Here is a 17,190-nt window from a genome sequence, read left to right as displayed (position 1 = left end):
CGCATGGCGACGCAATCGAACCTCAAGGCGGCATTCTGGATGGGATGCTCGCTTGGCTGCATGATCCTGATGACATGGGCCGGCCGCGAGACGACGAGAGAGCTCGACGTGTTCCAGGTGATGGAGATGCGCTCGCTGATCGGGCTCATCATGCTCTATCCGCTGGTACATCTGGCCGGTGGTTTCCCGGCGATGGCAACGAAGCGGCCGCTGCAGCATATCGGCCGCAACATCGCCCACTATACCGGCCAGTTCTCCTGGCTGGTTGCGTTGACGATGATCCCGCTCGCCCAGCTTGTCGCCATCGAATTCACCACGCCCATCTGGACGGCGTTGCTCGCCATGGCGTTCCTCGGCGAACGGATGACCGCGCCTAAAACCATCGCGGTGGCGCTTGGCCTGATCGGCGTCGTGGTCATCGTGCGGCCGGGCGTCGGCAGCTTCGATGCAGGCCACATGATCGTGCTGGGCGCGGCCGTCGCTTTCGGCGTCTCGATGACAATGACAAAATCGCTGACCCGTACCGAATCGGTGGTCAGGATCATCTTCTGGATGCTGGTGATCCAGTCGGTGATCGGCCTCGTGCCAGCGGTTCTCGTGTGGCGGACGCCGAGCGCCGATGTGTGGCCGTGGATCGTGGTGATCGCCTTCGGCGGCTCGTATGCGCACTACTGCATGGCGCAGGCCCTGTCGCATGCCGACGCCACGGTGGTGACGCCAATGGATTTCCTGCGCGTGCCGGCCACTGCGGCGCTCGGCTATTTCGCCTATTCGGAAGGGGTCGACATGTTCACCGTGCTCGGGACCGTGCTGATCCTTGCCGGCAATCTGATCAACCTCGCCGCGCGGCGGCGAGTGGTTGAGCCGGTTGAGGTGCCTTGAGGTTCAGTTGGCCGCCCGCAGGGCCAGCCGCACCCGCTCTACGCCGTTGATGATCACCGCTTCCATCGCCGCCCTCGCCTCCTCGACGTCGCGGCGGCGGATGGCGTCGACAATGCGGCGATGCGTGATCTGCGCATTCTGGATTTCGCGAAGATCGGCGCTGGGCGACGACAGCTTGAAGACGCCGACGAGCGCCGCCTCGATCAGGCTGCCGACCGAACGCATGAACGGGTTGCGCGACGCTTCGGCCACCGCGAGGTGGAACCGCAAATCGGCCATGGCGTGGCTTTCGGCGCTATGGTTCGTCTCGCCCATCGTGTCGGCAAGCTGCTGCAGCATCACGACGTCGTCTTTCGTCGCGCGTTCGGCGGCAAGGCCCGCCGCATAGGGCTCGAAGGCCAGGCGAATCTCGCTGAGATGCACGAGAAATGCCTCGTCGATGCCGGCCTCGAAATGCCAGTTAAGAATGTCGGGATCGAACAGGCTCCAGCTTTCGCGGCTGGTCACCCGCGTGCCGATGCGGGCGCGCGGCACGATCAGGCCCTTGGCGGCCAGCGTCTTCAGCGCCTCCCGCAACACGGTGCGCGACACGCCGAAGCGGGCCATGAGTTCGCTGTCGCCGGGAAGTATCTCGCCGCTTGGAATGGAGCCCGAGACGATGTCGCGGCCGAGCGAATCGACGATGTGCGCGTGATTTGTGCGCAGCTTCTGGCCGGAGATCACCGTCTGGAGCAGACCCATCGTTGGATTTCGTAAGCCTCCAGATATCTCGTCTATCTCGACAATTGGCTGTTGCACCCAAACAACCCAGGAACACCCCTCATGCGAAGAGTGTTCCTGACATCAGCCTCTCAGTGGTTGTCCCTCGGAATCCCCATCGTCTGGGCGATGCGCTGGTATTTCACCGCCGGTTCGAGCACCGCGCCGGTCTCCATCTGGCCGACCATCGAACGCTGGATCTCCTGCCACGGCGACTGGTGGGGCGGATACTTGTAGCCGCCATTGGCCTCCAACTCCGCGCGGCGGCGCTCAAGCTCCTCGGCGGAGACGAGGATGTTCGCCGTGCCCTTTCCGAGGTCGATGCGAACGCGGTCGCCGGTCTTCAATATGGCGAGACCACCGCCGGCCGCCGCTTCCGGAGACGCATTGAGGATCGACGGCGAACCCGACGTGCCCGACTGGCGGCCGTCACCGATGCAGGGCAGCGAGTGGATGCCCCGCTTCAAGAGATAGTCGGGTGCGCGCATATTGACGACTTCCGCAGCACCCGGATAGCCGATCGGCCCGACGCCGCGCATGAACAGCACGGATGTCTCGTCGATGCCGAGGTCGGGATTGTCGATGCGCGCGTGATAGTCCTCCGGGCCGTCGAACACCACGGCCGGCCCCTCGAAGGCATTGGGGTCCTTCGGGTTCGAGAGATAGCGGTCGCGAAACTCCTGCGAAATGACGCTGAGCTTCATGATCGCCGAGTTGAACAGATTACCGCGCAGCACGCGGAAGCCCGCATGTTCACGCAGCGGCCGGTCGATCGGACGGATCACCTTCTCGTCCTCGATCTTGGCGTTGCGGCAATTCTCGCCCATCGTCTTGCCGTTGACGGTCATGGCGCCTTCCTCGATCAGGCCCTGGCGCATCAACTGGTTGACCACGGCCGGCACGCCGCCGGCATGATGATAGTCCTCGCCGAGATATTCGCCGGCCGGCTGGAGATTGACCAGCAGCGGGATTTCTTCCCCATAGGTCTGCCAGTCGTCGATCGTCAGTTCGACGCCGACATGGCGGGCGAGGCCGTTGAGATGGATCGGCGCATTGGTGGAGCCGCCGATCGCCGAATTCACGCGGATGGCGTTGATGAAGGCCTCGCGGGTGAGGATGTCGGAGGGTTTCAGGTCCTCATTGACCATCTCGACGGCACGCTTTCCGGTGAGATAGGCCATTTCCTGGCGGTCGCGGTGCGGCGCCGGGATAGCGGCCGAGCCGGGCAACTGCATGCCCAGTGCCTCGGCCAGCGAATTCATCGTCGTCGCCGTGCCCATGGTGTTGCAGTAGCCGGTCGACGGCGCCGACGACGCGACCAGCGCGACGAATCCGGCATAGTCGATCTCGCCGGCAGCCATCATCTCGCGTGCCTTCCAGACGATGGTGCCGGAACCGGTGCGCTCGCCGCGGAACCAGCCGTTGAGCATCGGGCCGACCGAAAGCGCGATTGCCGGAATGTTGACGGTGGCAGCCGCCATCAGGCAGGCCGGCGTGGTCTTGTCGCAGCCGATGGTGAGCACGACGCCGTCAAGCGGATAGCCGTACAGCACCTCGACGAGGCCGAGATAGGCGAGATTGCGGTCGAGGGCTGCGGTCGGGCGCTTGCCGGTTTCCTGGATCGGATGGACGGGGAACTCGAACGCGATGCCGCCCGCCTCGCGGATGCCTTCGCGAACGCGCTTGGCGAGATCGAGATGGTGGCGGTTGCAGGGCGACAGGTCGGATCCGGTCTGGGCAATGCCGATGATCGGCCGGCCCGACTGGAACTCCTCCTGGCTGATGCCGTAGTTCATGTAGCGCTCCAGATAGAGCGCGGTCATGTCGGGGTTGCCCGGATTGTCGAACCACGCCTGGGAGCGGCGCGTCATCTTTCCGTTCGGGTGGTGGGCTCCGTTTCCTGGCTTGCTCATCTGCTTGCTTCCTGCCTGACAGTTTCTTCAGTCTTCGAAGGGATCGGTGAATGCATGCCGGCCGACCATGAAGGCGTCGGCGACATGGCGCAGCGGGCGGAGGTCGACATCGCTTGCGCCAGCGGCGATCAGTTCCGCGAAATGCCGGTAGATGTCGGCATATTCGACATCGCCCTCGTCAACGACCAGTTCGCCCTTGATGAACAGCTTGGCTCCGCCGGATTGCAGCAGCAGCTCGCCATCATCGGTGATGACACGGATGTCCCAGGTCTGTGGGCCGGTCTGGCGCCAGTCAAAAATGGCGCTGGCGCGGTCTTCTCCGGCGCTGTCGGCGAAGACGAGGTCGGCGGCGATCGGCTGGGCGCGGTTTTTTGGAAAGAGCAGCGTCGCCGAAGTGAGGAAGATCGGCATCGGCAGGATTTCAGTGACGATCGACAGCGCATTGATGCCGGGATCGAACACGCCGAAACCGCCCGGCTCCCAGATCCAGGCCTGGCCGGGATGCCATTTGCGCACGTCTTCCTTCCAGTCGACTCTCAGCGAACGGACAGTACGGTTGGCGAGCCAGGCTTTCGCCTTGGCAACGCCGGCGGCATGACGCGAATGCCAGGTGGCGAACAGCGAGACCTTTTCAGCCTTCGCCGAAGCAATCAGGTCATCGAGTTCGGAAACGGTGGCGCCGGGCGGCTTTTCCAGAAGCACATGCTTTCCGGCGGCAAGAGCCTTGACGGCCGCCGAATGGCGCGGACCGGGCGGCATGCACAGCGCGACCGCATCAAGGTTCTCGACGCCTTCCAGCAGCGATTCGATGTCGGGAAAGCTTGATACTCCCTCGATCGTGCCATGACGGCTGGCGGTGGCGACCAGTTCGAAATCGCGGTTGCCCCGGATCGAAGGCACATGCTGGTCGCGCGCGATCTTGCCGACGCCGACGATGGCGATGCGGATGGGAGCCATGGGAAAACTCCTTCTACAGCGCCTTTACCGAAAAACCCGATTCCTTGTCGGTTGCGAGCGAGTTGCGCAGCGGCAGCGAAAAAGGTTTTGCCTCGATCTCGAACACATCGCCGTCCTGCGGCTTGATGCCATCCGAGAAGGACAGTGTCGCCGTACCGAAGAAATGCACATGCACGTCGCCGGGACGGCGGAACAGATCATATTTGAAATGATGGTGCTCGAGATTGGCGATCGTATGGGACATGTTGTCCTCGCCAGACAGGAACGGCTTTTCCCAGATCACCTTTCCATCCCGCCGGATGCGTGAAAAGCCCTCAACATGGCCGGGCAGCGGGCCGGTCAGCAGTTCCGGGCCGATCGAGGCCGGGCGCAGCTTCGAATGCGCCAGCCACAGATAGTTCTGCCGCTCGGTGACGTGGTCGGAGAACTCGTTGCCGAGCGAAAACCCGATACGGAACGGCGTGCCGTCCGGGCCGATGACGTAGATCGCGGCGATCTCCGGTTCCTCGCCGCCGTCCTCCGCGAAGGAAGGCGAGACAAGTGGTGCGCCCGGCGCGATGACGCTGGAGCCGTCGCCCTTGAAGAACCATTCGGGCTGCGCGCCGACTTCGCCCGGCTTCGGCTTGCCGCCCTCGACGCCCATCAAAAACATACGCATCGAATCGGTCGGTTTTTCGGCGGAAGTCGCCGCCTTGTGCATCTTGTCGCGGCCTTCGGCCGAGCCGAGATGGGTAAGGCCGGTGCCGGCCAACATCAGGTGTGACGGATCGGGATGGTCGATGGGGGCAAGCACCCTGCCCTCGGCAAGTGCCGCCGCAAGGTCGACCGCCGGCCCGGCCGGCAGCCCTGCCACGGTTGCGTCAAGGCTCTTTCCATCGGCGATGGCGCGCTGCGCCAGATCGTAGGTCGAGGCCACGCCGCCCACCAGTTTTGCCGCGCCGCTGTCGTCGACCGCCGCGACTCGCCGTTCGCCATTGTGGGTGAGCTGAACCAATCTTAATGCCATAGTCGCTTACCGGCAAAATGCCGGCTCCTCCCTGGGGTCGCCATTCAACAGTCATATAGTACGACTTTTTGGCACTGTATAGCGTGACGCAGCGTGACATTTAGGACTATCAGCACCAACCGCGTGTCCACCTAGAAGCGGTGGTTTCACATCGGCTGTTTGCCGATCTCGTCCAGAACATGCTGATGCAGCGCGGCTGCCGCCGGCGACAGTACGCGGTCGCGCAGCTTGATGAGGCTGTAGGGCTGGACGTCGATGTCGAAGTCGGTCGGCAGCACATCGATCGCCCCGGCAAGGCCGTGCTCACCCCCGATGAAGCGCGCCACCTCGACTGACACAGGGGAGATCGCGTCGGATTGCGCGACCATGACGAGGGTCAGCAACAGCGAGCCGGTGTTGAGCACGCGCTCGGGCAGCGGGATGCTGCGCGACAGCAGGATGCGCTCCATGGTGCGCCGCAGCAACGATCCCGCCGGCTGGAACACCCAATCATAGTCCGCCAGCCGCTCGGCCGGCACCACGCCGCGCCCGGCCAGCGGATGGCCGCGTCGCACGATCAGGCAAGCCCGCTCGACGCCGATCTCGCGGCTCTCGAACAGGCGCGGATTAAGATCGTCGGGGATGCGCGCGATGATGAAATCGTGCCGCGAGGCGAGCAGTTCGCGCGCCAGCACCGCACTGGTGTCGATCTGGATATTGACCTCCAGGCGGGGGTTCTTCTCGCGCATCTTGCGGATCGCCGGCACGGCGAGTTCGATCGCCGGCGCGGTGACGGCGCCGACGAAGACGGAGCCGCCCTTGCCGAGCCTGAGATCCGAGATTTCCCGGTCGACCTCGCGCAGTTCCAGCAGGATGGCGCGTGCCCGGCGCGCCAGCGCCTGCCCGTAGGGTGTAAGTCCGACGCCACGCGACAGGCGCTCGCAGAGCGGCACCTTCAAAATGCCTTCCATCTCAGAAATCATGCGTGAGGCGGCCGGCTGTGACATGCCGAGCACCTGCGCGGCGGCGCTGACCTGACCATGGTCGTCAAGCGCGACAATCATGCGCATATGAGCCAGCTTCAGCCCGCTGCGCAGCAGCGCGTCGGCGCCCAATCCGGGGTTTTCGACCCTTTCCGGTGCACCTAAATCGGTTCGTATGGCCGGCATCGCAAAAATCCTCCCTGCCGCTGCGGCAGCGAGCCTTATACCGAAATTGTTATAGTGATCGTCATAATTTTAATTTGACAGTTATATCGATTTGAGAACAGGGTCGGATTGTCTCGGGTTTTCCCTTGGCAGCGCGAGGGTTTGCGTGTGTCACGGGGCTCCCCGAGTGGCGGGAGGAATAAGCAGAAAAACAATGACGCCCGTAAGGGCCGGCTCAGTGACCGGGCGACCGCGCAAGGCGCCTGGAAATCCTAAAGGGAGAAATTACCGTGAACTTCACCAGAAGAACCATTCTTGCCGTCGCGGCAGCGGGCTTCGCCGCCTGTTCCGCTCTGTCCATGCCGGCCTTCGCGCAGGACAAGGGCATCGTCGGCGTGCTGATGCCCACCAAGACCTCGCAGCGCTGGATCAACGACGGCGACGCTGTCAAGTCGCAGCTCGAGGCCCTGGGCTACACCGTCGACCTGCAATATGCGCAGGACGACATTCCGAACCAGCTCAGCCAGTTGGAAAACGAGATCACCAAGGGCCCGAAGGCGCTGATCATCGCCTCGATCGACGGCACCACCCTGTCGGACGCGCTGCAGAAGGCCGCCGACGCCGGTGTCGTCGTCGTCGCCTATGATCGCCTGATCAAGAAGACCCCGAATGTCGACTACTACACGACCTTCGACAATTTCGGCGTCGGCGTCATCCAGGCCAATTCGCTGGTCAAGGGCCTCAAGGAGCGCTTCCCCGACACCAAGCCGTGGAACGTCGAGCTGTTCGGCGGCTCGCCGGACGACAACAATGCCTTCTTCTTCTATGACGGCGCCATGAGCGTTCTGCAGCCGCTGATCGACGACGGCTCCATCAAGATCAAGTCCGGCCAGACCGGCATGGACAAGGTCGGCACGCTGCGCTGGCTGGCTGCGACCGCCCAGGCCCGCATGGACAACCTGCTCTCCGCCAACTATTCGGACGGCAGCCGTGTCGACGGCGTGCTTGCTCCCTATGACGGTCTTTCCCGCGGCATCATCGCTTCGCTGCGCGCCGTCGGCTATGGCACCGCCGACCAGCCCTGGCCGATCGTGACCGGCCAGGACGCCGAGACCGCTTCGGTCAAGGCGATCATCGCCGGCGAACAGTATTCGACCGTGTTCAAGGACACCCGCGAACTCGCCAAGGCAACCGTCGAGCTGGTCGACAAGGTTCTGTCGGGCGGCAAGCCGGAAGGCCTCGACGAGAAGACCTACAACAACGACGTGAAGGTCGTCCCCTCGATCCTGCTGACGCCGCATGATGTCGACAAGTCGAACTACCAGGCGCTGGTGGTCGACTCCGGCTACATCAAGGCCGACGAGCTCAAGTAATCGCAGTCGCCAGGCTTGGGGGTTCCGCTCTATATGCGGAACCCCTTTTCGTTGGCCTGCGGCCCCGGTATTGTTTGCAACGACCGTGCGCTAGTCCGGCGGCACGAGGGGCGATCTCGAATTTTGATCGAGTATCGGAACTGTCCGGATGCCGGATCCCGTTTCCGGTTCGATGCTGGGAGGAGTGGTATTCCTGATGGCTTCGACGATTTTGGAGATGCGCGACATCACCAAGACGTTCCCCGGCGTGAAGGCGCTGTCGAACGTCAACCTCAACGTTGAGGAAGGCGAGATCCATGCGGTGGTCGGCGAGAACGGCGCCGGCAAGTCGACATTGATGAAAGTGCTTTCGGGCGTCTATCCCACAGGCACCTATGACGGCGCGATTGTCTATCGCGGGCAGGATTGCCATTTCAAAGGCATCCACGACAGCGAACGCCTGGGCATCGTCATCATCCACCAGGAACTTGCGCTGGTGCCGATGCTTTCGATCACCGAGAACATCTTTCTGGGCAACGAGCACGCGACATACGGCGTCATCGACTGGAACGCCAACGAGACGCGCACGCGCGCGCTGCTGAAGAAGGTCGGGCTGAGCGAGGACCCCAACACGCTGATCACCAACATCGGCACGGGCAAGCAGCAGCTCGTCGAAATCGCCAAGGCGCTGAGCAAGGAAGTCAAGTTGCTCATCCTGGACGAGCCAACCGCCAGCCTCTCGGAGAAGGACAGCCAGGCGTTGCTCGACCTGTTGCTCGAGTTCAAGCGGCAGGGCATCACCTCGATCCTCATCTCGCACAAGCTCAACGAGATCAACCGGGTCGCCGACAAGGTGACCGTGATCCGCGACGGCCAGACCATCGAGACGCTCGCCAAGAAGGATATCAGCGAGGACCGTATCATCACCTCGATGGTCGGCCGCTCGCTCGACGACCGCTATCCGCCGCGCGAGCCGAACATCGGCGAAACGATATTCGAGGTGAAGAACTGGTCGGTGTACCACCCGATCCATGTCGAGCGGCAGGTCATCAAGGGCATCGACATCAATGTGCGCAAGGGCGAAGTGGTCGGCATAGCCGGACTGATGGGCGCCGGGCGCACCGAATTCGCCATGAGCCTGTTCGGCCGGTCCTATGGTCACCGCATCACCGGCGAGGTGCTGCTCAAGGGCAAGTCGATCGACGTCTCCACGGTCAGCAAGGCCGTGGAGCACGGGATCGCCTACGTCACCGAGGACCGCAAGACCTACGGTCTCAATCTGATCGATCACATCAAGCACAACGTCACGCTGGCCAATCTGGGCGGCGTTTCGACCAATGCGGTGATCGACGATCTGCGCGAGCTCGCCGTCGCCAACGAATACCGCAAGAAGACGAACATCCGCGCCTCGAGCGTCTATCAGATGACTGGCAATCTTTCGGGCGGTAACCAGCAGAAGGTCGTCCTCTCCAAATGGCTGTTCGCCAACCCGGAACTGCTGATCCTCGACGAGCCGACGCGCGGCATCGACGTCGGCGCCAAATACGAGATCTATACGATCATCGCCCGCCTCGCGTCGGAAGGTAAGGCGATCATCGTCATCTCGTCGGAGATGCCCGAACTGCTCGGCATCACCGACCGCATCTATGTCATGAACGAAGGCCGCATCGTCGGCGAAATGCCGGCCAGCGAAGCAAGCCAGGAAAAGATCATGCGCGCAATCGTTCGGGGAGAAGGGAAAGCATCATGACAACGGACACCACTCCCGCCCCCCAGAGCGGCGTCGCTTCCGAGGTGCAGCCGCCGCGCGTTGCCGTTTCGGCGCTCGTCACCAATCTTCGCGACTACGGCCTCATTCTGGCGCTGATCGCGATCATGATCTTCTTCCAGTTCACGACCAACGGCACGCTGTTCAAGCCGGTGAACCTCAGCAATCTGGTGCAGCAGAACAGCTTCATCATCGTGATGGCGCTGGGCATGCTGCTGGTGATCGTCTCCGGCCATATCGATCTCTCCGTCGGCTCGGTCGCCGGCTTCATTGGCGCGTTGGCGGCCATGATGATGGTGATCTGGCCGCTCGGCTTCCTGAGCAACCCGCTCGTCGTGTCGATCGTCTGCCTGATCGTCGGCGCGGCCATCGGTGCGGCACAAGGCTATTGGATCGCCTATCACCGCATTCCGAGTTTTATCGTCACCCTCGCGGGCATGCTGATCTTCCGCGGCATCTGCCAGGCGCTGCTCGGCGGCGGTTCGTCGGTCGGGCCGCTTCCCGATGGCTTCAAGGCGTTGAGCTCGGGCTTCATTCCCGACCTGATCGGCACATGGACGATCGTCCCCCCGATCGTAAATGCCGCCGGCAAGACGATCGTGGGCAGCGGTCTTTCGCTCCACATGACGACGATCGTGATCGGCATCATCGGCGTGCTGGCTTATATCTATTTCGGCCTCAAGGCGCGCCGCACACGCGAGAGCCACGGCTATGAGGCCGAGCCCTTCGCCTTGTACACCGCCAAGACACTGGTGATCAGCGCCCTGGTATTGTTCCTCGTCTACCAGTTCGCGACCTATCGGGGCCTGCCCATCGTGCTCGTGGTGATGGGATTGCTGATTGCGCTGTTCATGTTTGTCACCAAGCGGATGACGATCGGCCGCCGCATCTACGCCTTGGGCGGCAATGCCAAGGCCGCGCAACTGTCGGGCATAAACATTGAGCGGCTGACCCTTTATGTGTTCATCAACATGGGCGTGCTGTCGGCGCTCGGCGGACTGATCATCGCCGCGCGCCTTGGGCAGGCGGTGCCCGCGGCCGGCCTCGGCAGCGAGCTCGACGTCATCGCCGCCGTGTTCATCGGCGGCGCCTCGGCGATGGGCGGCGTCGGCCAGGTCATCGGCGCTGTGGTCGGCGGCTTCATCATGGGCGTGATGAACAACGGCATGTCGATCATGGGCGTCAATGTCGACTGGCAGCAGGTGGTGAAGGGCCTGGTGCTGCTCGGCGCGGTCGTCTTCGACGTCTACAACAAGAAGAAGGGCTGAGGCGCAGGAAGCCCAAAGCCGGTGGTTCAGTTTGCTTTGGGTGCCTTGTCCAACGCGCGGTTGAGCAGCGCGGCCAGCCGGTATCCGCCCTGCTTCAGCCGTTTGCGCACGATCGGCCAGTTGTCGTCGAGATAGGTTTTCGGCAGCCACGGCAGCACGTCGCGGCGGCGGGTTTCGAGGCGCGGATCGGCGAAAATCGTGTCGCGGGCTATGTCCCTGCCCTCCAACGCCGAGTCGGCTGGCGTCGAACTGGTGTCCGGCACGATAGCATCCGCCTCGACCGCGACGGCCAGCGTCTGCCAGTCCTTTCCCCGGCTTTCGATGATCGCGTCGTCCCAGACGTCGTGAAGCCTCGTCACCGAACCGTCGAGCACCACCGCCGTTGCTCCCGTATCGGCGCTGGTGTGCAGCGGCTGGTGCAGGTCGCCGACGAGATGGATCAGATATTTGAGCGCGGTGACGCGAGCCGTCGCCGGATTGGAACGATCCGCCAGCACTGCTGTGTACCTGTCGATCGCTGCAACGATACAGCGGCCGGTCTTGCAGACTGTTGCGGCATCGTAGCCGGAATGGTCGAGCGGCAGGCGCACCACATGCGATGGCTGGTCCGGAATGCGCAGCGCCTTGATCAGGTCCGCCCACAGCGACACGTCCGCCATGCTTTTCGCGCCTTCCGTGGCGAGCAGCGCGTCGACCTCGGCGCGCGACTCCGGCGACAGATGGCGCTCGGCGATCTCGGCGACGATGGCATGGCCAGCACGTCCCCACGCGAACGCTTGGCTGGAAGCACCCGCAACGATCAGCAATGCGAACAGGATTGCTTTCATCGCCGTCACGATAGCGCCGATCATGGCGGATATCAGCCGGCCGGACAGCCGTCGGCTCGGATCGAAATCAGGAAAGCGCCTCAATGATCTCGGCGGCGGTGAGCAGGTCGGAATATTTCTGGCCCATGTCGAACAGGTTCGCGTGATGCGGCCCCAGTGCACGGTCGCCGACGCAGTCGGTGGCAACGACCGTGCGGTAGTTGAGGCTCATGGCATCGATGACGCTGGCGCGCACGCAGCCGCTGGTGGTGCAGCCAGTGACGACCAGCGTGTCCACGCCGCGACGAAACAGATTGGCCGCCAGCGGCGTGCCGAAGAAGGCCGAGGCCTGCGTCTTGCGTACGATGATCTCTCCGGGACGCGGCGCCAGCGCGTCGACCACCTGGCTCTCATAGGCGCGCTCCGTGAGGGTTTGCAGCCGCTGCAGTTTTTCCGACCACAGGCTGGCATCCGATCCGTCCTCCGCATAGACGATACGGGTGAAGACGACCGGCAGGCCGCGCGAGCGAAAAAAGTCGAGTAGCGGGCGCGTCGTGATCACCGCCTCGGCAATGTTGCCGCCGCCGAGAATCTCCGGATCGTGAAAACCGTTGACGAAATCGATGACGAGCAGCGCCGGGGCTTTGCCGAAACCCGTCCTGCCGCCGAACTGCTGGCGGGCGTAGACTTCTGTGTCATCCGAACTCATCGTCCCTCCCCCCCTTTCGCGTTTTCCACAAATCACGGCCCAGGAAATCGTCACGCCGCACGGTTATCGGCGCTTATCGGATGCCGGCAAAATAATTCAACGACCGGCGGAGATCTTCGCCCTCATAGCCCCGGCCGATAACCACGATCGTGTCGTCCTCGCGGGCGTCATCCTGCTCCGGAAGAATCTCCGGTGCCTGCACGATCTTGCGCACGCTCTGCAAAAGCAACCGCCCGGCCGGCGTGCGCACCACGCCCTTGACGCGCATCACCTGGTCGCCGCGCGCGTGAAGCAGCGCCGACAGCCAGACGCCGAACACCGTCCAGTCGACCGTCTCGTCCAGCATGAGCCGCGTGGCAAAGATCGGCGCGGCACTTTCGCCGGAGAGATCCGGAAGGTCGACCGGCTCTGCCCCGGCATCCTGCGGCGGGGGCGCTTCCGATCCATTGATCGCGCCGCCAATCGCGGCACCGGGATTGAGGCGTTTCAAGGTGGCGACGAGCCGCGCCAAGGTTTTCGGCTCGACCGCGTCGAGTTTTGTAACGATCAATCGATCGGCGATCTCCGCCTGCCGCCGCCCGAGCGGCTCGGAGGCCAATTGCGACAGGCCGTGCAATCCATCGACCGTGACAACGATCTCGGTGACGACGATGTGATGGATCAACACAGGATCGGCACGAATCGCCTCGACGATAGCGCCCGGATCGGCCAGGCCGCTGGTTTCCAGCACGATGCGTTGCAGCCGGCTTTCGCTCGAAAGCGAGCGGCTGCGCTCATCGCACAGGGTTCGCAGGGCGACGATAAGGTCAGCGCGTCCGGCGCAGCAGGCACAACCGCCCGCCAGTACCGTCAGCGCCGACGATTTCGCCAGAAGCGCGTCATCGACCGGCGTCTCCGCCGCCTCGTTGACGATGACATGCGCATCCCTGAATTGGCCATGATGCAACTGGTGGCGCAGCCATGTCGTCTTGCCGGAGCCGAGGAACCCGCCGAGCACAGTGAGCCGCATCCGGGTCTCGGCGCCGTCCACCGTCACGCCGCCTCGCGGCCGCCGGCAGCACCCAGGAAGCGCGGATCGAGCGGATCGACCGGCCGGCCGATCATCCTTTCCGCCTCGATCCAGAACTCTTCCAGGTTCTGTACGATCACTTCCTGGCCGGAAAGCGCGGAAAGCTGGATGCCGGGAATGATCGCACCATCATGCGCGGTCAGGCCATAGGAAGGCAGGACCGACTTCAGCACCTGCGAGCGGCGAAAGCGCGCGCGCAACCGCTCCCCCGGACCGGCGGCGCCCGCCTCGGTCCAGTGTCCCGGCGCAGCGGGATTTCCGCAATTCGCGCACATCTTTTCGTGTCTCCTTGGTGGGAAGTGCGGCGACAGTGCCACCCTCCCCTCTGATCACCTGCCGTCAGATGACCTCAGGCCGCGCCTTGCCCGAGAACGGAAAACGCTTGCGGAAATCCTCGGCGATCTCCTCGAACGTCATCCATTTCACGCCGTCATGGCCGTTGATGTATTCGATCAGGCGCTCCAGCATCAGCAGCACCTGCGGCCGGCCGCTGACGTCGGGATGGATGGTGAAGGGAAACACGCCATAATCCATCTCGCGATAGACCCAGTCGAACTGGTCGCGCCACATGCTCTCGATATCGCGCGGGTTCATGAAGCCGTGGCTGTTCGGCACCTTCTTCATGAACATCATCGGCGGCAGGTCGTCGACATACCAGTTGGCGCCGATCTCGACGAGGTCGATCTCCTTGCCGTGCTTGAGCGGATGCATCCACTCCTCGGCCTTCTTTGAATAGTCGATGACGTTCCAGCTATCGCCGACACGGGCATAGAAGGGCTGGAAGTCGCGATAGCCCTGGCTGTGGTCATACTTGAAGCCGTATTTCTGCAGGAGCGCGGCGGTCGAAGCCGACATTTCCCACCACGGCGCCACATAGCCGCGCGGCTTCTTGCCGGACAGCTTTTCGATCAGGTCGACCGACTTGGCCAGCACCGCCTCTTCCTGGGTCGGCGTCATGGCGATCGGGTTTTCGTGCAGATAGCCGTGCGCACCGATCTCATGACCCTCGTCGACGATGCGCTTCACCTGATCGGGAAAGGTCTCGATCGAGTGGCCGGGAATGAAGAAGCTTGTCTTGAGCTTGTATTTCTTGAACAGGTTGAGCAGCCGGATGTTGCCCACCTCGCTGGCGAAGATGCCGCGCTGGATGTCGGACGGAGAATCGCCGCCGCCATAGGATCCGATCTGGCCGGCGACTGAATCGATGTCGGTACCGAACGCGCAGATGATTTCTTTCTTGGCCATCTCCACTCTCCCATCAAGGCTGCCCCAGGCAGCGTACTGGATCACTCGTTCCGCAGCGGATTGGATCACGGCTTGATTGAAAAATCCAGAATATTCTTTATCCCTGATAAGGGCTTAAGCCCCACAAGCTGAAGATTAAGATTAGGATCGCATCAATTGATGCGGGATTCATATTGCCGGATTTGCGGCATCAGGCGCAATCCGGAAGGGAGGAAAAGAATGCAGCTCACCGTCGAAATCCCAGGCATGATCTTCGATGCACGGCTTGAAACCGGCAAGGCGCCGAAGACCTGCGCCGCCTTCGCCAGCCGCCTGCCCTTCGAAGGCAAGGTCGTGCATGTGCGCTGGAGTGGCGAGGCCGTATGGATACCGCTGGGCGACACCGATTTCGGCGTCGGCTACGAGAACCATACGAGCTATCCGGCACCTGGCCAGATTCTCCTCTATCCCGGCGGCATTTCCGAGACCGAGATCCTGCTTGCCTATGGCGGTGTGCATTTCGCCTCCAAGATGGGACAACTGGCCGGCAACCATTTCATCACGCTTACCTCCGGACTGGACCGTCTGTCGGAAATCGGGCGACTGGCGCTGTGGGAAGGCGCGCAGCCGATCAGGTTCCGGAAAGTGTAAGCCGTCCGACAGGCATCCATTTCGGCCTTCACCTTCAAACCGGGTTCGCGGCCGACCGCCGAATCATCACTGTTGACTCGCTCGTTTGTTCATGATTTGTTCATGTTTGTTGAGGGCGTAAGGAGTTCTTAGTTAGTAGGGAGTTTAAAATGTATCAGACCGAGTTCGAGTTCATGGCAGGGAGACCTCGCCCAAAATATCCGGAACGGCTGTTCATAGGGGTTTTTCCCGGTCATGAAACGGCACGAGCAATCGACCAATTCAGCAGGAAATTTTCCAGGGAGCTTGGCCTGACCGGCAGCCTCTTGAAGGTTTTGAGGCTGCACACCTCAATCGCACATGTAAGCGACCGAAAGCATCTGCGTAGTGCCGATGCTTTCGCAGCGGAACTCGCCGCCAACGCTGTAGACATCCCTCCGTTTGAGCTGACTTTCAGCCGGATGGGCAGCTTCCGAGGCGTCCCCAAGAGGGGGCGACCATTACTCCATCCTCTGGTGCTTGTGGCGGACGAAGGGCCGGTTCAAAAACTCTACGATGTCCTCGGTACCAATTTGCGGAAATTTCGTTTCCCCATTCCCGAGGAATACTGGCCACATTTGACACTACCCTACAATGAGCAATTCGTTCCGATGCGGAGCATTGAACCTATCACTTTGCAGATAGACGAATTTGCTTTGGTTCACAGCGAGCTATGGCTTACGAAATACAACATTATTCGTCGATGGAAGTTGCATTAGAAGGACAGCGATAGTCAGTGATGACGGTGTTCATGAAGTAGACCGCCATCCGAGCGAACATCAGTTCCGCGCCGCCAGCCAGTCGGCATAGGCGCGGATACCTTCTTCGAGCGGCACCTTCGGGCTGTATCCCAGGTCGCGTTTCGCTGCCGAAATGTCGAACCGCGCCTGCACGTCGTCGACCGGGTCTCGGCCGGCACCCATGGTGATGTCGGCCTGCGGCAGCACCATCTTCATCGTCCGCGCGACCTCGGCGAGCACGACATAGCTGCCGCCTGTGATCGTATAGCTGCGTCGCGGCAGTTTTTCCGCGTCGAGCGCAAGTACGAGCGCGGTGGCGACGTCGTCAACATGAACATATTGTCGGTAAAAATCGCGGCCGAACGGGAAATGCGTGCTGCGGCCCGCTTGCGCGTCCAAAATCATCGTGCGGATCGCGCAGTCGGTGGTGCGCCCCGGCCCATAGACCCAGGCGGGTCGAATGCTCACGCCGTCCAGGCCATGCTGAAGGGCATAGCCGTCCAGCAAATGCTCGCCGGCCGCCTTGCTCGCCCCATAGACGCTGGTCGGCTTCAGCGGCACGTCCTCGGGCACGAGGTCAAGACCGGCGGGCGTATTGCCGTAGGCGCTGACCGACGAACAGGTCACGACGCGCCGCATTTTCCGGACCCGCGCCAGTTCCAGGATATTCGCCGTACCGGCGACATTGGACTGGATGATCAGATACGGATTGTCCCGCGCCACCATCGGCCCGGAAATCGCGCCGCAGTGGACTGTCGCCGTCGCGCTGGCGGCGAGGTCGTAGAGGCGGTGGGTCTCACCGAGATCGCAAGCGACGATCTCATCGCCTCCGCTGCGGTCGACCGCAATAACATGATCGCCGCGCTCGCGGAGCGTGCGGTGCACGGCACGGCCGATGAGCCCGGCCGCGCCGGTAAGCAGAATCGTTCCGGTCATTTCAT

17 protein-coding genes are annotated in these 17,190 nt (G+C 62.6%); 6 read left to right on the top strand and 11 right to left on the bottom strand.

From position 1 onward, the window contains the following. The first annotated feature begins 3 nt into the window (after positions 1-3). Positions 4-882, top strand: a complete 879-nt coding sequence (locus ACH196_RS20935) for a DMT family transporter (RefSeq protein WP_396648866.1) — start codon at positions 4-6, stop codon at positions 880-882. 3 nt (positions 883-885) lie between these two features. Here the strand turns inward: ACH196_RS20935 and ACH196_RS20930 are convergent, their stop codons facing one another. The 5 genes from ACH196_RS20930 to ACH196_RS20910 all read right to left on the bottom strand — a co-directional run bounded on the left by ACH196_RS20930 (position 886) and on the right by ACH196_RS20910 (position 6,665). Further along, on the bottom strand, positions 886-1,623 hold the full coding sequence (locus ACH196_RS20930) for a FadR/GntR family transcriptional regulator (RefSeq protein ID WP_396648865.1): 738 nt from the start codon (positions 1,621-1,623) through the stop codon (positions 886-888). A gap of 110 nt (positions 1,624-1,733) precedes the next feature. Further along, on the bottom strand, positions 1,734-3,512 hold the full coding sequence (locus tag ACH196_RS20925; protein WP_396648884.1) for an IlvD/Edd family dehydratase: 1,779 nt from the start codon (positions 3,510-3,512) through the stop codon (positions 1,734-1,736). A gap of 69 nt (positions 3,513-3,581) precedes the next feature. After that, entirely contained in the window at positions 3,582-4,511 is a 930-nt protein-coding gene (locus tag ACH196_RS20920) for a Gfo/Idh/MocA family protein (RefSeq protein WP_396648864.1), read from the bottom strand. Between the two features lie 13 nt (positions 4,512-4,524). Further along, on the bottom strand, positions 4,525-5,517 hold the full coding sequence (gene araD1, locus ACH196_RS20915) for an AraD1 family protein (RefSeq protein WP_396648863.1): 993 nt from the start codon (positions 5,515-5,517) through the stop codon (positions 4,525-4,527). 146 nt (positions 5,518-5,663) lie between these two features. After that, on the bottom strand, positions 5,664-6,665 hold the full coding sequence (locus tag ACH196_RS20910) for a LysR family transcriptional regulator (protein ID WP_396648862.1): 1,002 nt from the start codon (positions 6,663-6,665) through the stop codon (positions 5,664-5,666). 338 nt (positions 6,666-7,003) lie between these two features. On the opposite strand from ACH196_RS20910, the gene chvE reads away from it, so the two are divergent. The 3 genes from chvE to mmsB all read left to right on the top strand — a co-directional run bounded on the left by chvE (position 7,004) and on the right by mmsB (position 11,032). Continuing rightward, positions 7,004-8,017 carry a multiple monosaccharide ABC transporter substrate-binding protein gene (gene chvE / locus ACH196_RS20905; RefSeq protein ID WP_396648883.1) on the top strand — a complete coding sequence of 338 codons (1,014 nt, stop codon included), beginning with the start codon at positions 7,004-7,006 and terminating at the stop codon, positions 8,015-8,017. A 196-nt stretch (positions 8,018-8,213) separates the two neighbouring features. Continuing rightward, the gene (mmsA, locus tag ACH196_RS20900) at positions 8,214-9,746 is read left to right on the top strand and encodes a multiple monosaccharide ABC transporter ATP-binding protein (protein ID WP_396648861.1); all 1,533 of its coding nucleotides are present in this window, start codon (positions 8,214-8,216) and stop codon (positions 9,744-9,746) included. Then, positions 9,743-11,032, top strand: a complete 1,290-nt coding sequence (gene mmsB / locus ACH196_RS20895) for a multiple monosaccharide ABC transporter permease (protein WP_396648860.1) — start codon at positions 9,743-9,745, stop codon at positions 11,030-11,032. Before mmsA ends, mmsB begins: the two co-directional genes overlap by 4 nt. Before the next feature lie 26 nt (positions 11,033-11,058). Here the strand turns inward: mmsB and ACH196_RS20890 are convergent, their stop codons facing one another. From ACH196_RS20890 to ACH196_RS20870, 5 genes are all read right to left on the bottom strand, one after another. Beyond that, positions 11,059-11,883, bottom strand: coding sequence for a S1/P1 nuclease (locus ACH196_RS20890; RefSeq protein WP_396648859.1), 825 nt, complete (start codon positions 11,881-11,883; stop codon positions 11,059-11,061). A 43-nt stretch (positions 11,884-11,926) separates the two neighbouring features. Beyond that, positions 11,927-12,547, bottom strand: coding sequence for an isochorismatase family protein (locus ACH196_RS20885; protein WP_396648858.1), 621 nt, complete (start codon positions 12,545-12,547; stop codon positions 11,927-11,929). A 73-nt stretch (positions 12,548-12,620) separates the two neighbouring features. Beyond that, positions 12,621-13,583, bottom strand: a complete 963-nt coding sequence (locus ACH196_RS20880) for a CobW family GTP-binding protein (RefSeq protein ID WP_396648857.1) — start codon at positions 13,581-13,583, stop codon at positions 12,621-12,623. Further along, positions 13,580-13,891, bottom strand: coding sequence for a hypothetical protein (locus tag ACH196_RS20875; protein ID WP_396648856.1), 312 nt, complete (start codon positions 13,889-13,891; stop codon positions 13,580-13,582). Before ACH196_RS20875 ends, ACH196_RS20880 begins: the two co-directional genes overlap by 4 nt. 64 nt (positions 13,892-13,955) lie before the next feature. Further along, the gene (locus ACH196_RS20870; protein ID WP_396648855.1) at positions 13,956-14,861 is read right to left on the bottom strand and encodes a polysaccharide deacetylase; all 906 of its coding nucleotides are present in this window, start codon (positions 14,859-14,861) and stop codon (positions 13,956-13,958) included. Positions 14,862-15,080: 219 nt separating this feature from the next. Here ACH196_RS20870 and ACH196_RS20865 point away from each other — a divergent pair, with 219 nt between their 5' ends. Both ACH196_RS20865 and ACH196_RS20860 read left to right on the top strand, forming a co-directional pair. Then, complete coding sequence (locus ACH196_RS20865; protein ID WP_396648854.1) at positions 15,081-15,491, top strand: DUF3830 family protein; 411 nt, start codon at positions 15,081-15,083, stop codon at positions 15,489-15,491. 149 nt (positions 15,492-15,640) lie between these two features. Continuing rightward, on the top strand, positions 15,641-16,228 hold the full coding sequence (locus tag ACH196_RS20860) for a 2'-5' RNA ligase family protein (RefSeq protein WP_396648853.1): 588 nt from the start codon (positions 15,641-15,643) through the stop codon (positions 16,226-16,228). A 60-nt stretch (positions 16,229-16,288) separates the two neighbouring features. Here ACH196_RS20860 and ACH196_RS20855 read toward each other — a convergent pair whose 3' ends face one another. Beyond that, positions 16,289-17,185: an NAD-dependent epimerase/dehydratase family protein gene (locus ACH196_RS20855; RefSeq protein ID WP_396648852.1), complete on the bottom strand. Its 897-nt coding sequence runs from the start codon at positions 17,183-17,185 to the stop codon at positions 16,289-16,291. Positions 17,186-17,190 lie beyond the last annotated feature (5 nt).

This window comes from Mesorhizobium sp. IMUNJ 23232 (assembly GCF_044326205.1).
Lineage (GTDB): Bacteria > Pseudomonadota > Alphaproteobacteria > Rhizobiales > Rhizobiaceae > Kumtagia.
Note: the sequence above shows the minus strand (reverse complement) of the source record. Positions and strands in the feature narration are given on the sequence as shown.

Excerpts from the sequence above, each read along its gene's own strand:
- ACH196_RS20920 (WP_396648864.1), bottom strand. The coding sequence starts at position 4,511 with ATGGCTCCCATCCGCATCGCCATCGTCGGCGTCGGCAAGATCGCGCGC.
- ACH196_RS20890 (WP_396648859.1), bottom strand. The coding sequence starts at position 11,883 with ATGATCGGCGCTATCGTGACGGCGATGAAAGCAATCCTGTTCGCATTG.
- ACH196_RS20860 (WP_396648853.1), top strand. The coding sequence starts at position 15,641 with ATGTATCAGACCGAGTTCGAGTTCATGGCAGGGAGACCTCGCCCAAAA.
- ACH196_RS20925 (WP_396648884.1), bottom strand. The coding sequence starts at position 3,512 with ATGACGCGCCGCTCCCAGGCGTGGTTCGACAATCCGGGCAACCCCGAC.
- ACH196_RS20875 (WP_396648856.1), bottom strand. The coding sequence starts at position 13,891 with ATGTGCGCGAATTGCGGAAATCCCGCTGCGCCGGGACACTGGACCGAG.
- ACH196_RS20930 (WP_396648865.1), bottom strand. The coding sequence starts at position 1,623 with ATGGGTCTGCTCCAGACGGTGATCTCCGGCCAGAAGCTGCGCACAAAT.
- mmsB (WP_396648860.1), top strand. The coding sequence starts at position 9,743 with ATGACAACGGACACCACTCCCGCCCCCCAGAGCGGCGTCGCTTCCGAG.
- ACH196_RS20935 (WP_396648866.1), top strand. The coding sequence starts at position 4 with ATGGCGACGCAATCGAACCTCAAGGCGGCATTCTGGATGGGATGCTCG.
- chvE (WP_396648883.1), top strand. The coding sequence starts at position 7,004 with ATGCCGGCCTTCGCGCAGGACAAGGGCATCGTCGGCGTGCTGATGCCC.
- ACH196_RS20910 (WP_396648862.1), bottom strand. The coding sequence starts at position 6,665 with ATGCCGGCCATACGAACCGATTTAGGTGCACCGGAAAGGGTCGAAAAC.
- ACH196_RS20865 (WP_396648854.1), top strand. The coding sequence starts at position 15,081 with ATGCAGCTCACCGTCGAAATCCCAGGCATGATCTTCGATGCACGGCTT.
- araD1 (WP_396648863.1), bottom strand. The coding sequence starts at position 5,517 with ATGGCATTAAGATTGGTTCAGCTCACCCACAATGGCGAACGGCGAGTC.
- ACH196_RS20885 (WP_396648858.1), bottom strand. The coding sequence starts at position 12,547 with ATGAGTTCGGATGACACAGAAGTCTACGCCCGCCAGCAGTTCGGCGGC.
- mmsA (WP_396648861.1), top strand. The coding sequence starts at position 8,214 with ATGGCTTCGACGATTTTGGAGATGCGCGACATCACCAAGACGTTCCCC.
- ACH196_RS20870 (WP_396648855.1), bottom strand. The coding sequence starts at position 14,861 with ATGGCCAAGAAAGAAATCATCTGCGCGTTCGGTACCGACATCGATTCA.
- ACH196_RS20855 (WP_396648852.1), bottom strand. The coding sequence starts at position 17,185 with ATGACCGGAACGATTCTGCTTACCGGCGCGGCCGGGCTCATCGGCCGT.